The sequence below is a fragment of the Neobacillus soli NBRC 102451 genome, from assembly GCF_001591665.1.
In the GTDB taxonomy this organism is placed as follows: domain Bacteria; phylum Bacillota; class Bacilli; order Bacillales; family Cytobacillaceae; genus Neobacillus; species Neobacillus soli.
Genome location: NZ_BCVI01000068.1, coordinates 16,860 through 31,339 on the forward strand (window position 1 = coordinate 16,860; position 14,480 = coordinate 31,339).

The 14,480-nt window shown below is 39.7% G+C and carries 14 protein-coding genes and 1 other annotated feature; of the genes, 5 read left to right on the forward strand and 9 right to left on the reverse strand.

Annotation, left to right across the window (positions count from 1 at the left end; genetic code table 11):
- The first annotated feature begins 183 nt into the window (after window positions 1-183).
- Window positions 184-612, forward strand: a complete 429-nt coding sequence (locus tag BSO02S_RS22740; RefSeq protein ID WP_066073087.1) for an Rrf2 family transcriptional regulator — start codon at window positions 184-186, stop codon at window positions 610-612.
- Between the two features lie 78 nt (window positions 613-690).
- Here BSO02S_RS22740 and BSO02S_RS22745 read toward each other — a convergent pair whose 3' ends face one another.
- On the reverse strand, window positions 691-1,101 hold the full coding sequence (locus tag BSO02S_RS22745; protein WP_066073090.1) for a MarR family winged helix-turn-helix transcriptional regulator: 411 nt from the start codon (window positions 1,099-1,101) through the stop codon (window positions 691-693).
- An 86-nt stretch (window positions 1,102-1,187) separates the two neighbouring features.
- Window positions 1,188-1,922 (reverse strand): SDR family NAD(P)-dependent oxidoreductase, encoded by a 735-nt coding sequence (locus tag BSO02S_RS22750; protein ID WP_066073093.1) that lies wholly within the window; start codon window positions 1,920-1,922, stop codon window positions 1,188-1,190.
- Window positions 1,923-2,188: 266 nt separating this feature from the next.
- Between BSO02S_RS22750 and BSO02S_RS22755 the strand changes: the two genes are divergently transcribed.
- The gene (locus BSO02S_RS22755) at window positions 2,189-2,977 is read left to right on the forward strand and encodes a GNAT family N-acetyltransferase (RefSeq protein ID WP_066073096.1); all 789 of its coding nucleotides are present in this window, start codon (window positions 2,189-2,191) and stop codon (window positions 2,975-2,977) included.
- A 638-nt stretch (window positions 2,978-3,615) separates the two neighbouring features.
- On the opposite strand, the gene BSO02S_RS22760 is transcribed toward BSO02S_RS22755, so the two are convergent.
- The 5 genes from BSO02S_RS22760 to BSO02S_RS27625 all read right to left on the reverse strand — a co-directional run bounded on the left by BSO02S_RS22760 (window position 3,616) and on the right by BSO02S_RS27625 (window position 8,949).
- Window positions 3,616-3,879, reverse strand: coding sequence for a helix-turn-helix domain-containing protein (locus BSO02S_RS22760; protein ID WP_066073099.1), 264 nt, complete (start codon window positions 3,877-3,879; stop codon window positions 3,616-3,618).
- A gap of 16 nt (window positions 3,880-3,895) precedes the next feature.
- Window positions 3,896-4,891: a hypothetical protein gene (locus BSO02S_RS22765; RefSeq protein ID WP_066073102.1), complete on the reverse strand. Its 996-nt coding sequence runs from the start codon at window positions 4,889-4,891 to the stop codon at window positions 3,896-3,898.
- A 205-nt stretch (window positions 4,892-5,096) separates the two neighbouring features.
- Window positions 5,097-6,437, reverse strand: a complete 1,341-nt coding sequence (locus BSO02S_RS22770) for a sodium-dependent transporter (protein WP_066073105.1) — start codon at window positions 6,435-6,437, stop codon at window positions 5,097-5,099.
- A gap of 61 nt (window positions 6,438-6,498) precedes the next feature.
- Window positions 6,499-6,721 (reverse strand) — a binding site (T-box leader).
- 118 nt (window positions 6,722-6,839) lie between these two features.
- Window positions 6,840-8,417: a cation:proton antiporter gene (locus BSO02S_RS22775; protein WP_096190971.1), complete on the reverse strand. Its 1,578-nt coding sequence runs from the start codon at window positions 8,415-8,417 to the stop codon at window positions 6,840-6,842.
- A 358-nt stretch (window positions 8,418-8,775) separates the two neighbouring features.
- On the reverse strand, window positions 8,776-8,949 hold the full coding sequence (locus BSO02S_RS27625) for a hypothetical protein (RefSeq protein WP_169802789.1): 174 nt from the start codon (window positions 8,947-8,949) through the stop codon (window positions 8,776-8,778).
- Window positions 8,950-9,111: 162 nt separating this feature from the next.
- Here BSO02S_RS27625 and BSO02S_RS22780 point away from each other — a divergent pair, with 162 nt between their 5' ends.
- Window positions 9,112-10,041 (forward strand): SDR family oxidoreductase, encoded by a 930-nt coding sequence (locus tag BSO02S_RS22780; RefSeq protein ID WP_066073107.1) that lies wholly within the window; start codon window positions 9,112-9,114, stop codon window positions 10,039-10,041.
- A gap of 249 nt (window positions 10,042-10,290) precedes the next feature.
- Here the strand turns inward: BSO02S_RS22780 and BSO02S_RS22785 are convergent, their stop codons facing one another.
- A complete protein-coding gene (locus BSO02S_RS22785; RefSeq protein WP_066073110.1) occupies window positions 10,291-11,058 on the reverse strand; it encodes a TerC family protein in 768 nt (255 codons plus the stop codon).
- 251 nt (window positions 11,059-11,309) lie between these two features.
- Between BSO02S_RS22785 and BSO02S_RS22790 the strand changes: the two genes are divergently transcribed.
- Window positions 11,310-11,900, forward strand: a complete 591-nt coding sequence (locus BSO02S_RS22790) for a guanylate kinase (RefSeq protein ID WP_066073113.1) — start codon at window positions 11,310-11,312, stop codon at window positions 11,898-11,900.
- A gap of 143 nt (window positions 11,901-12,043) precedes the next feature.
- On the opposite strand, the gene guaC is transcribed toward BSO02S_RS22790, so the two are convergent.
- On the reverse strand, window positions 12,044-13,027 hold the full coding sequence (gene guaC, locus BSO02S_RS22795; protein ID WP_066073116.1) for a GMP reductase: 984 nt from the start codon (window positions 13,025-13,027) through the stop codon (window positions 12,044-12,046).
- Between the two features lie 269 nt (window positions 13,028-13,296).
- On the opposite strand from guaC, the gene BSO02S_RS22800 reads away from it, so the two are divergent.
- Window positions 13,297-14,379 carry a branched-chain amino acid aminotransferase gene (locus tag BSO02S_RS22800; protein ID WP_066073119.1) on the forward strand — a complete coding sequence of 361 codons (1,083 nt, stop codon included), beginning with the start codon at window positions 13,297-13,299 and terminating at the stop codon, window positions 14,377-14,379.
- Window positions 14,380-14,480 lie beyond the last annotated feature (101 nt).

Genomic DNA, 14,480 nt, shown 5'->3' on the forward strand with positions numbered 1-14,480 from the left:
CTTACTTTGATTTCATTGTAACTAATTTGATTACATGTAATAATATAAGTTACAACCGGGGTATTTGTCAACAGTGAAACAATGTTATTTCAAAAGTTGGTTTTCGAACTACTGGTTCCTATTTATACTAAATCGTTTATACTTTATACTAATGAAGATATTTTATGTAAAGGGGCGAATTCATTGTCCATCAGCAGCCGTTTTTCTGTCGGAATTCATATACTTTCTCTATTGGAGATCAACAAAGGTGGCGTGAGTTCCTCAGATTTTATTGCAAAAAGTGTAAATACCAATCCAGTTGTGATACGGAAAATTATCGGGATGCTTAAAAATGCCGGATTAGTCAACGTCAGACCCGGGATTGCAGGGGCAGAACCAGCAAGGGATCTATCGGAGATTACCTTACTTGATGTTTATAAGGCTGTAAACGTGGTTCAGGAAAAAGCACTTTTTAGCGTACACGAAAGCCCGAATCCAGCTTGTCTTGTAGGAAGAAATATTCAAGATACCATCGGCCCGCTCTTTTCCGAAGCACAGCTTGCCATGGAAAAGTCACTGGGGAATGTAACCGTAGAGGATGTAGTAAAGGATATATTAAAAAGGGAAAGTTGACATAGATAGGAGATAGTTCGAAATTATCATGTGCTAGGCACTGTCCAGAAAAACAGATGGTGCCTGACACTTATTCATTTAGATTAATTTTGCATAGATGCTTAAAAGATGTTGCTGTTCTTCGGTGGTTAATTTTTCAAACAACTGTTTTCGCAGCTCTTTCCCTTCGTCCTGTGCTTTCGTTAAAATTGTGAGCCCTTTATCCCTAATTTCTAAATAAAGAATTCGCTTGTCCTCTTCATCTGTCACTCGAACAGCGAGTTCTTTTTTGATTAATTTTTCGCATAAATGTGTAATCGAGGGAGGAGCTAATCCTAAAGCTTTCGCTATATCTGACGGCCTGCTTTTGCCATGATTCTTCAAATGAGCCAAAACTAATATATGTGAGATGCCTATATTTTCATTGAACGTTTTATTCCACTCGATGATTAATCGATTGTTCACCTTATCCATCATATGGATGAGTTCAAAGATAGATGGATTTTCCACGATACCCCTGCTTTCAAAAAAATTTACTCATTTAACTATATAGGAAAGGCCCCTTTGTTGAAAAGGGACCTTTTTAGAAATCTCAATTATTGAGCGGAATAACCGCCATCAACGACCAATTCAGCTCCAGCGATATAAGAGGATTCATCACTTGCTAAGAAAAGGGCGGCATTGGCAACATCTTCTGGTTTGCCTAGTCGCTGCAGAGGTGTCATTGCAACTAAGTGTTTCAGGATTTCCTTCGATGACTCTAAGTTTTTCGTCATCGGAGTTTCAATCGTTCCAGGGAACAGGGTATTGACGCGGATTCCAAAGCGTCCATATTGTGTTGCAGCTGCTTTGGAAATTGCACGAACTGCCCCTTTAGATGCTGAATAATGGTTAAAGCCCATTCCGATTTGTGCCGTATAAGAAGAGATGTTTACAATCGATCCTTTTTGTTGTTCTTTCATATAAGGAACAACATGCTTCATGCCAAGGAATGGTCCAAACCCATTGATTGTCAGCATTTTTTGCCAATCATCAATATGGATGTCTTGCACAGATTTTTCAGAGGAAATACCGGCATTGTTAACGAGAATATCAATTCGCCCAAAACGCTCTTTGACTTCCTTTAACAGTTGCACCCAATCCTCTTCGGAAGCAACATTTAGTTTCATTCCATAGACATTTTCCTTTTGACTTGCTCTTTCAAGTGCGGCTTCATTAATATCGGCTGCGATGACAATGGCGCCTTCTTTGCTAAAAAGATCTACCATGCTTTCTCCGATTCCAGACGCACCGCCGGTAACAATCGCCACTTTATTCAATAATCTTTCCATTTGAACCCAGCTCCTTTATTTAGCCCTTCTATGATAAAGATTTCCTAATTATTTCTGTTTACACTATGCGAAAAGTATTTAGACGTCTAAATATATAGTAGTAGATAACCTGCTTTCTGTCAAGATTCAGAGAAAGTACCCCTATCCCCCCCTTCCCTTTTATTAGTAATGGTGTGTGAATCTCTCAAAAGTGGTACCTTTCAAAAAGGGACTTGAAGTTTTCGAACCTTGTGTATATTCTATTTAAAAGCAAGGGGGAATGTGACGTGATTAGAAAGCTTGCAGACAAAGACCAACATCAGGTCTTCGCTTTTTTAAGTGAGGAACCATCTATTAATCTATTTATCATAGGGGATTTAGAAGCCTTCGGATACACTTCAGAATTCCAGGAAATTTGGGCAGAGTTTGATGATCTGAATACAATAAAAGCTGTTCTTCTAAGATTTCATCAATCTTTTATTCCTTATGCCAAGGGAGAATTCGATACAGAGGGCTTTGTTTCGATTATGAAACGGTATAACCAACCTATTCTTTTATCAGGAAAGTCCGATATTGTCGAGAAATTCGAAAACTTTGAAGACCTAACACTTGGTAAGAAGCAAGTCACCTATTTTGCAGAATGTCTCACTGATGAATGCCTAATTGCTAATGATGTCGAGTTTAAAAAGGCAACAATCGAGGATGTAGATCAAATTATTGAACTTCGTAAATCAATTGAAGAATTTCATGTCAGAAGTGATGCACGCAAGATATTAGTTCAGGCGATGGAATCCAACACAGCAAGAACTTACTATACCGCCGAAAATGGTGTCATCACGTCCTGTGTTTCAACAACAGCGGAAAATTCCCTGTCGGCTATGATTGTCGGTGTCTGCACTAGGAAGGAATACCGCCGCCAAGGCCTAGCCACATCTATCATGCATAAATTATTTCAAGATGTCCTAGACGAGGGCAAAACACTTTGTCTTTTTTATGATAATCCTGCAGCGGGCCGCATTTATAAGAGACTTGGCTTTAAAGATATAGGAATGTGGACAATGTACCGAGGTTTATAGTACGGTGTCAGGCACCGTAAAGTATCCTTTTTGAGGTGCTTTTCTTAAAATACGTGCCGAAATGACAGTCCTATTGGCATCGTTATTAGTATATAAAAAAGTAAAACTCGCTGTAATAATTGGCGAGTTTCTTTATTAGGAATACAATAACCTTATTTATTTAAAACCTCACTTTCTTGTGATACGTTTTCACCGTAATACATCAAAATGAGGTCCTCTTGAATTTTTGAGATAAAACTTACTACCTTTTAAATAAGAGTAACCAGCAAACGTAAAATAAGCGGAGATTTTCCGGTTAGATGCAGAATGGAGCTTGTTTCGGGGTAAATAAGGGGAGGTTTTCCGATTATGCAAAGCAAAATCTCCGATTTTCGTATTTTTCGAGTCAATAGGCGGAATCTCTCCGTCTATTTAAGCTTTTTTTTATAATAATTACTAAATAGGCGAAATTTTTCCGCCTATTTATCAACACGAGTGCTTAACCTAATCCCCCAACCGATAAGTGCGGACCCTCTTGATCGTAGATGTAGGAATCAGCAGCTTTTTATCGACCAGCAAATAAAGCTCAATAATGTTGGTAGTCAAAACGGTACTGCAAATGACAGAAGTTTTGACCCACTTTTTTAATTGTACAAGGGTCAGGTGCCTTTGTTTAGCTTTGCTTTTATTTCCGGAATACTATGCCCCTGCTTTTTCAATTCTTGTATTTCCTTAATTGTATCAATGGCTTCTACTCTGGGGAAACGACGGGTCAATTTTTCCTCTTCCTGCTCGAAAGGAAGCATCCCTTCTTCTGTATAGAATTTAAGGGTGCTGTAACGACAGCCGGTTAAGCGTACAAGTTCCCCGATTGAGATAAATTGGGATGCTAGTATTTTTTCTATCGACCGTTGCCGGGACATTTTTTTAACCCCCTTGTTATAAGGATAGTGGGTGTTTTCTTAAACGGACACCGTGAACAGGAACGGGATATTGCTTGGCTGACGGCACGGCTTCATACAGGACATTATCAATCTTGATAAGCGGTACTTCTCCCGTACGGATGACCGAATAGTGGTGGCCTTGGCTTTCAAGCCTTGCTATTACATCACGCAAACGATCTTCCTTATTTGCAAAATACTCTTCTGTATCAATAAAAACGGATTGCGACCGTTCAATTAATGGAAAAATAAAGTTAATTCCCGAACCTGTTGGCGTGGACATTACTTCCTTTTTCATATTAAGAAAGTTCTTAACCGCTGTTTCAATAGATTTATGAATTATGACTGGGTAAATCTGCTTTGCCAACGCACTGCTGTCTAGCATTTCAATCATCCGCTCTGCAACTCTTTTTAATTCAATCTTAGAGAATAGATCATAAAGACAGCCGCTTTCGCGTAATAACCAAAGCATCAGAATGGCTTCGTCTGTCATGTTTCCCTCTTCTAAGCTCTCAGCACGGAGACTTTCTGCAATTCTTCTATAGAGATCTGTTTGGCTGCGGTATTCCCTCATCGAAATACCCGCCGTTACATACTCTAAATCACAACCAAGCAGTGCCGGAATTTCCTCTATCGCATTTTCCTCTTTTAAGGAAATGGCAAAACCATGTTCAACCTCTTTCAGCATCTTTCCGGATAATTTCGTAACCTTCCGCAGATACTCTGGAAGCGTCAGACTCATTGTTTCTTTTTTACCCAAAATCACCTTTACAACTGATTCCTGATAGGTCGGAATCGCCGCTGACTGCAAGTCCTCTGTTGTTATAGTAAGGACTTCCCCTGCCTTTGTAAAACCTTTATCCAAGTATTTTTCTAACATCACGGCTGCAGCCATACAGCGTAAGGATACTATTTTAGCGGTCGTTAAATGGAGACTATTCTGGGCGTTAAGTGCAATAATGGAAAAGTTTTGCGCAAAACTAAATTCCTTCACGAAAATCCCTCCTATTTGAATAGTTACTTACTACTTACTACTTACTACTTATGATTTAATTATAAGTCACGTGGGAAATAATGTAAAGTACAAATACACTTAATTTATTTCATTCCTTGTTATAAACCTTAGTACGGTGTCAGGCACCAATAGGGTGCCTAACACCGTTTCTAACACCCACGTATTATTAATGGTGCCTGACACCTTATCCCCTAATAACATGGTAGCAAACAAGTAATATGGCAATGGGTGCGACGTAGCGAATGAGGAAAAACCAAACTCGAAATAGGCTGAGCGACAATCCCCCGCCCAATGATAATTCTTCATATATTACTGACTTTTTAATCTTGAGCGGCACAAAAATCGAGATTAGTAACGCTCCAATCGGCATTAAAACATTACTTACTAAGTAATCGGCAGCATCAAAGATCGACTTTCCAAACAAATGGACATCGCTTAACACTCCATAGGATAAGGCAGATGGAATACCGAAGATAAAGATGGCAATTCCGATGATCCATGACCATTTTGCTCTTTTTTTAACATCCCCCTTAGCGATAACTGACACAATGATCTCCAGCATCGAAAACGCTGACGTCAGGGCTGCAAATAAGAACAAAACTAGAAAGGCGATAAAAAAAACCATACCAAAGGCCATTTGATTAAACACATTTGGCAGGACATTAAATAATAAAACAGGACCGGCATCAGGCTTTAATCCGAATGAAAACACCGCTGGGAAAATCGCAAGACCCGACAAGATAATAATAAATATATTTAGTCCGACAATCGAAAAGGCAGAACGAACCAGGCTTTCTTCCTTCGATAAATAGGAGCTATACGTCACCATTACCGAAACACCGACACTTAAGGCGAAAAAAGATTGACCCAGGGCAAAAAGAATCGTTTCTGCTGTTACTTTATGAAAGTCCGGCTTAAATAAAAAGGTGACACCTTCCATCGCACCTTCTAGTGACAAAGAACGAACGATCAAAACGATAAAAAGAATAAATAAAACCGGCATCATGATTTGACTTGCTTTTTCAATCCCCTTTTGAACCCCTTTTGCCACGACGACGATGGTTAAGAGCATGAAGATCAACTGCACCCCAACGCTGGTCATTGGGTTTGAAATCGTCTCACCAAACAACTGAGCATAACCGGATTGATCCAATCCGTTCAACTGTCCTGAAACAGCCTTCCATATGTAACTAATGATCCAGCCGCCAATCACGCTATAAAATGACAGCAAAATAAAACAGGTGACCATTCCCAAATATCCAATCCAATGCCATTTCGAATGTGGCGCAAGCTCTTTATAAGCCTCAATGGCGTTTTTCTGTGTTTTACGACCTACCACAAATTCAGCTATCAGCAAGGGCAAGCCCAAGAATAACGTAAATAGAATAAAGATAAAAAAGAAGGCCCCTCCCCCGCTAATTCCCGCTATATAGGGAAACTTCCATATCGCTCCAAGTCCAATCGCGGAACCGCCTGCTGCTAAAATAAAACCAATCTTTGATGACCACTGCTCCGTATTCTTCAACTCATTCCCTCTTTCCTAAACATCCTTTTTTAAAAACAAAAAAAGCCGTCCTACGTCTACACGTAGGGACGACTATATCGCGGTACCACCCTAATTGAGAATAGGACTACCAATTCTCCAGCTTTATTGTCGATATCGTGGACAATCCGTCTTTCCCTTCCAACGGTCGAAAAAAATACTCCAGGGACGAAATTCACCTTTTTATAAGATACTAGTTTTCACCGGTCACTAGCTCTTTAAAACAGGGATAAAAAGACTACTTAATAACCTATCATTGTATAGTAATATAATTTTGTAATTCCTAGAATAAACTAAAAGCCAGGGGTTGTACACTTATTTTTTAAAAATAATTAATGAAAAGATTTTACCAAACCTACAGGCATCGCCCATTTTCCTCCATTATTAATGAGATTCCTCTAATTCCACAAGATGGTTTGTAATCTGTTCATGTTCTTTTGCGGCCACTACATTTGAAATGATGTCTTCCTTCAGCAGGATATCAATGGCTTCGTGCTGGGCATACAAGGAATGTCTCAGTAAGATGGTTTGCTGCTTTTCTTTAAGGTCTGGATGTTTTTGAAAAAGCAACTCCATTTCGCCCTGCAAGTTGGCAAGTTCTAGTTTATATTGATCAACGATTTCCTTTGATACTGCATCCGTAATAAACAAGTTCTTTTTCACCTTATTTATTTCTAGGATGGCCGTCTCGAATCGATGGCCGCGGGCGATTAGCTCTTCATACTCCGTATAGCCTGCTTCTTTTTTATTCGCCCCTAAAAAGGCTAACAGCGGTTTAATCGACAGCCCTTGAACGACCAATGAGAACAACACCACACTAAAGGCCAGAATCAAAATCTCCTCACGTCCTGTGAAATCTCTTGGCAGGCTTAGGACAAGAGCAATCGATAATGACCCCTTTAGGCCGCCCCAATTAATAATATGCTTCCATGAGGCAGGAAAGTTTTTGATAAATAATAAGCTTATATACACGGCGACACTTCTGGCAACTAATACAATCACGATGGCTAACACGATCAAACCCCATTTACCTGTTAAATCGATAATGGTTATTTCTAATCCCACCATGAGGAAAACAAGTGAGTTTGCCAATAATGCCGTAACATCCCAAAAGTTATTGATATTCAACTTGGTTGTTGGGCTCATCCCGATTTTTGCTCCATAATTCCCTAAGATCAGCGCCGCAACCACCACAGCAATGACTCCTGATGCATGGACACTTTCCGCCAGTAAAAAGGAACCATAAAAGAGAATCATGCTAAAAATAATTTCCAATGGATAATCATCAAAGTATTTAGTTAAATGGGAAAAGCCATAGCCAAGAGCTCCGCCGATGATGAGTCCCAGTGAAATGACCCTAATAAATTCCCATAGCCCAAGTCCGGCCCCCTCGATTCCAAGGTCAAGATAGGTCAGCAGATAAAAGGCCGATATTTTGAAAAAGACAACGGCTAATCCATCATTGAACAAGCTTTCTCCTTCGATAACAGTGGCCAGCCTTTTGTTGACGCCAACGCTTTTAAAAATCGAAAGCACACTTACCGGATCCGTTGCACTCATTAGGGCCGCAAATACAAAGGCAGCGGGGATTGAAAAGTTTAATAGCCAAATAGCTAAAAAGCCAACGATGAAAAATGATAGCAGTGTTCCGCCAATGGCTAAGGCCAGAATGGGCTTTTTATTTTCTTTAAGATGTGCGAACGGCAGTTTTAAGGCGGCTTCCCCTAATAAGGAAGGCAGAAATAAGGTGATAATGACAAAATTAAAGATTTCTCCTTTTGTTATCCATTGTTTTAACGGCTCCAGCACCGGAATATTGACAAGACCGATGATGGTTCCAACAATGACAAGCGCAATCGGATAAGGCCGTTTAAACTTTTTGGCAATCGCGGTGATTCCTGCTGCAATCATTACTAAAATAAGACCCAGTTCAAATATATAATGTAAATCTAACTCATGCACCGGTTGAAGTTCCTCCTTATTTTTTCCTAAACATAGTTTCTCCAAATCATTTTTAGAAATTAGCAGAACCGCAGATATCAAGTAAAAAAGATGCCTCATCAATGCAATCATTGATTGTAGGCATCTTTTTTAAGGCTGTTTTCGTAAAGAAATATTGTTATTAACTACGTTTACCCCAAAAACAGCAACTAATATGGTGTAAAATTACACATATTAGCAAGTTGATCTGATTTATCGGCGGATTTTATAGGTTTATCGGCGAATCCAGCCACTTTATCGGCGAATTTTTAATTTTATCGGCGAATCCAAATTAGCAATAAACTTTTAGAAAAGAGCCTTTTTTAAAGAGGCAATTCTTCTAAATCACAGGAAAATACTGTTCATATCTCGGATTATAATAATACGGCGGCCTCGGTCCAATTTTAGGCATTTTAAAAGAATAGGGATTAGCATTGTATACTAGCTCAACCTTTTCATCCGAATGATCTACTACCAATAGCAAAATTTCTCGACTGAATGGATAGTATTGCAAAGTGGAAAACCTCCTTGGAACATTTCCTTCTATCCTTTCACTTTATTCCACTTCCAGCCTCAACGAGCCCGTACCCACGATACTTTTTGCATCTTTGGCAAGCACCCTGAAAGCCCAGATAACATACTGTAACAGCAAAATGGTTTTTCTAGGAGGATTTTTATGACACATGATCATCAAAAAAAACCACCGAATCAAGATTATCCGATGTATCCCCATTATGGAAAAATAACCCGTTACGAAGACATTCCAATTACAGTCCCTGAACAACGTCAGCTTCGCCAGCCCGGTGTTGAAAAATTGATGGTTCCAAAGCCAATCATTGAAAATCCGAATTATAAGGGAAGCGGCAAACTTGTAGGAAAAGTTGCCCTAATCACTGGAGGTGACAGTGGGATGGGGGCAGCAGCTGCGATTGCTTTTGCTAAAGAAGGCGCGGATGTGGCAATCGCTTATTTGGATGAACACGAGGATGCGAACCGAACCAAGACTAGAATTGAAGAACTCGGACAGCGGTGTTTATTATTACCTGGTGACCTAAGGGAAAAGCAGCAGTGTATCGATATCGTGGAAAAAACAATCCAAACACTCGGGCATCTCAATGTACTTTGTAACCATGTCGGGATTCAGTTTCAGCAATTAAGCTTGCTTGATATTACCGATGAACAGTTCGATGATACCTTCAAAGTCAACATCTACTCCCATTTCTATACCACCCGTGCGGCCCTTCCCTACTTAAAAGCAGGAAGTTCCATTATTAATACTGCATCCGTTGTGGCCTATTATGGAAACGATCAATTGATGGATTACTCGGCAACAAAAGGGGCGAATGTTGGGTTTACCCGCGCATTGGCACATAATCTTGTTGACAAGGGCATCAGGGTAAATGCCATTGCACCTGGGCGTATCTGGACTCCTTTAATCCCGGCAAGCTTCTCAGCTGATCAAGTAGCACTGGCAGACAATCCAATGAAACGGCAAGGCCAGCCCTTTGAAGTCGCTCCAACTTTTGTTTATCTAGCCTCCGATGATTCCCGTTTCGTGACCGGACAAACACTTCATGTAAACGGCGGGCAAGTCATGTCATCCTAAAAGCCAGATCCCATTTCAGTACGTTAAATTCTATTTTAGATGTAATGTAATAAAGGTGTCAGCATTAATAATGGTGTCAGGCACCAATTTGTGGCTAGACACAATGATAAACTAGAGCCAGCCCCCTAAAAACCAATAGTTATGCCGGAGGCTGGCTCATATCATGGTGCACATCGTGGTGCACATCGTGGTGCCTGGCACCACCCGAATTTTGTCGAATAGATTATGTAACATATAAGATTCAATTGTTTAATGAGAAAATTTCTTAGCGTTTGATTTCCGAATCGCGTGGATGATAAACGTAATAAGAAAAGCAAGGATCATGAATCCGATAAATATTTCATTTGGAATATGGATATCGACGAGGGTTAGCCCCATTTTAATTGAAATAAAGGTAATCAATACGTAAGCAGTCGTTTCGAGTTCAGGGACCCTGTTCATTAAACTAATAAAAAAGGTTGCCACTCCCCGCATTAACAGGATTCCAATCATCCCACCGAGTAATAACACCCAGACTTCCTCGGAAACAGCTAGTGCGGTAAGAATACTATCTACAGAAAAGGCCAAATCCATCAGTTCAACGCTTATAACTGTTGCCCAGAATACGCCAAACGTTTTCGTTAACCAGCCCCTTGGCTCAGCTGCCGTATCCTCTTCTCCTTCTGCTTGACCTTTTAGTTTGTCTTTAAAGAACTTAAACGACAACCACAGCAAATAAAGTGCCCCAATTAACTTAATAAACCATAGTTTAATCAGAAACGTTCCGAGTCCAATGAATATAAACCGAAATAAATAAGCCCCCCATAATCCATATATTAGTGCCTTCTTTTGCTGCTTTTTTGCTAACGGTTTGACAAATGCAGATAAAACCAAGGCGTTATCTGCAGATAAGATACATTCCAGTACCGCTAAAGATAAAATTAATCCCCATGATTTTGGTGAAGTCAACACATCTGCCCACATATGCCAATCTAACATGGAAGCAAAGGTTGATAAGATTTCGTCTAACATGTCCATTTCTCCTTTATTATTCAGACACTCGTTTCTAAGCTTTGCTAAATATTACCCAATCTATACTAAACACTATAGTACTTTTTTCTGGAATTTCCAATTTGAACAGTATCAGTTACTGCTCATAATAAATACATATATTTCTATTAGGAGAACATTTTGATATAATAATAGTAATCCCTCTTCACTTCAGTATAAGTTTCCGTAGAATAAAGGGGCATTTTCTATTTTTATCAAAACTAAAAGGAGGCACCTCTATGTTTCAAATCAAGGAAAAAGAGAAAATATTCGTTTACACCGGTCCTGATGGATCTGGAAGAAAGACCATTTCTAAAATGGTTGCTACTGCATTTGATATGGAAACCGTTCTCTCTTACACTACTCGTTCCCCCCGACACTATGAAAAAGATGGTGAGGACTACCACTTTGTTACGGAAGAATCCTTCAAACACATGCAAGAAAAGCAGGAATTTCTTGAAAGTGTCGAAATCGATGGAATCCATTATGGAATCCGTGAACAAGATATCATTGAAGCCTTTCAAAACCATGATCTCGTCTATTTGACTTTAAATCCCGAAGGTACTGAAAAGTTGAAAAAGATGTATGGTAATGGAGTCACCCGCATTTTTATTTATGCCAATCGTGATACGGTTATCAAAAGACACCAGGAGCGTCAAGATAGTGAGGCAGTAATAGAGCGGCATATGAGCCATTATGACGAGATTATGGGCTATAAAGATAGCTGTGAACACGTCTTTGAAAATAATGATTCGCCACAAACGGCTTATCAAATTAGTGAATTAATTGAATCCTTTTTGGACAGAAACCTCACAGTAACAGATTATTAAGGTGCAAGAAGCCGCCCGTATTAAGGTGCCAGGCACCGCCCGAATTTTGTCGAATCGGTAGTTTTCAATGGAAAAAGGTGCTGGACCCTCTATGCGTAAAACAATTACGTACGGGGGCTGGCACCTTTTTTTAAAGAAAAATATTAATATACCTTATCACCATTAAAGATGGAGTTCTTAACAACAACATAATCTACATTACGGATGTTTTCTAACTTGTTTCCTCCTGCATAAGAAATAGCGGATTGAAGATCTTGTTCCATTTCAATCAGAGTATCTATTAAAGCACCTCTGTACTCTACAAACATTTTTTTGCCTTCTACATTTTTCTTTTCACCTTTTTGAAATTCCGAAGCGGAACCAAAGTATTCTTTATACAGCTTTCCATCTTTCTCAACTGTTTCACCTGGAGATTCTTCATGACCAGCAAATAAGGAGCCAATCATGACCATCGAGGCCCCAAACCTGACGGACTTTGCAATATCACCATGTGTCCGAATTCCACCGTCCGCAATAACAGGCTTACTTGCAGCCTTTGCGCACCATCTTAGTGCTGCTAACTGCCAGCCGCCCGTTCCAAATCCAGTCTTAATCTTCGTAATACATACCTTTCCTGGTCCAATACCAACTTTTGTCGCATCTGCACCGGCATGTTCTAATTCTCGGACTGCTTCTGGAGTTCCAACATTTCCTGCAATGACAAAACTATTAGGTAAGTGCTTCTTAATATGCTGAATCATCTCGATTACTGCATTGGAATGACCATGTGCAATATCAATCGTTATATATTCCGGTGTAAGCTGTTCATCTGCTAATTGCTGGATGAACTGATATTCTTCCCCTTTGACACCCACACTGATAGAGGCAATCAATCCACGTGATTTCATATTTTTAATAAAAGCAAGCCGTTTCTCGGGTTCGAAACGATGCATTACATAGAAGTAACCATTTTCAGCTAAGTATACGGAAGTTTTTTCATCAATAATCGTTTGCATATTTGCAGGCACCACAGGCAACTTAAATGTATGTTTGCCTAAGGTTACCGATGTATCACACTCAGATCGGCTATTCACAATACATTTCGCAGGAATCAATTGAATATCTTCATAATCAAACACATTTTCCATGAGTAACACCCCTAAACACGAATAATAAATTTCAATTCACTATAAAATGTTCGTACATTAGTTAATTTACCTTATTTTTATCAGTATGTCAAAGTATTAAATTTCTATGTATTGAATTTTAGGACCTCAGGAATGGAAGTTTGAACAAATAAAGTGATATAGTAAAATTAATAACAATTGGTAATCTATCAATTACTTATCGGTAGCAAACAATTGGGTTTGAGCTAAACTCAAAGACAAATGAAAAAAGATGGATATGGGGTGCAATGATGAAACAAGAAATTGCTTTTATTAAAAGAGAAGAATTAAAGGAAAAACCTGATACCGCTTCACTTGGTTTCGGCAAGTATTATAGCGATTACATGTTTGTGATGGATTATCATAGCCAAAATGGCTGGTATGATCCAAGAATCACTCCTTACGAGCCGTTAACACTTGATCCGGCCGCGATGGTTTTTCATTATGGACAAGCTATTTTTGAGGGAATGAAGGCCTATAAGGCAGCCGATGAATCAATCCAACTCTTCCGTCCAGAAAAAAACATGAAGCGATTGAATGATTCATGCGACAGGCTGTGCATTCCGCAAATTGATGAGGATTTCCTATTAAGAGCGATTAAGCAATTAATTTTAACGGAAAAGGATTGGGTTCCTGATGGGGAAGGGACATCGCTTTACATTCGCCCGTTTATTTTCTCGACAGAAACCTATCTGGGTGTCCGTCCTGCCAACCAATACAAGCTGCTTGTCATCCTTTCGCCGTCAGGAGCCTATTATGGCGACCAATTAAGTCCTGTGAAAATTTATGTAGAAGAGCAGTATGTCCGGGCTGTCATTGGCGGGGTGGGCCATGTGAAGACCGCAGGTAATTATGCGGCGAGCATGAAGGCACAAGAAAAGGCCGATGCGAATGGTTATGCACAAATTCTTTGGCTCGATGCGAAAGAGAATAAATACGTTGAAGAAGTTGGCAGTATGAATATTTTCTTCAAGATCAATGGCGAAGTAGTCACGCCAAAATTAAATGGTAGCATTTTACCCGGCGTCACCCGCGATTCTGTTATTCAATTATTAAGGCATTGGAACATACCAGTCCGTGAGGAAAAAATTTCTATTGAAGAGGTTTATGCTGCACATGAGCGCGGCGAACTGGAAGAAGTCTTCGGGGCGGGAACTGCCGCCGTTATATCACCCGTTGGAGAATTAAATTGGAACGATGATACAATCGTCATCAATGATCATAAAATCGGCCAATTATCGCAGGACATTTATGATGAAATTACCGGAATTCAACTCGGGAAAAAAGAAGACCCCTTTAACTGGACAGTTAACGTGGCTGCAGTTGAGGTCTAAAAATTAAATCGATATGGCAAAGGGCGAACAGTCCAGTCACTGTTCGCCCTACCGGTGCCTACCGGTGCCTGTCACCACCCGAATTTTGTCGAATTGGATTT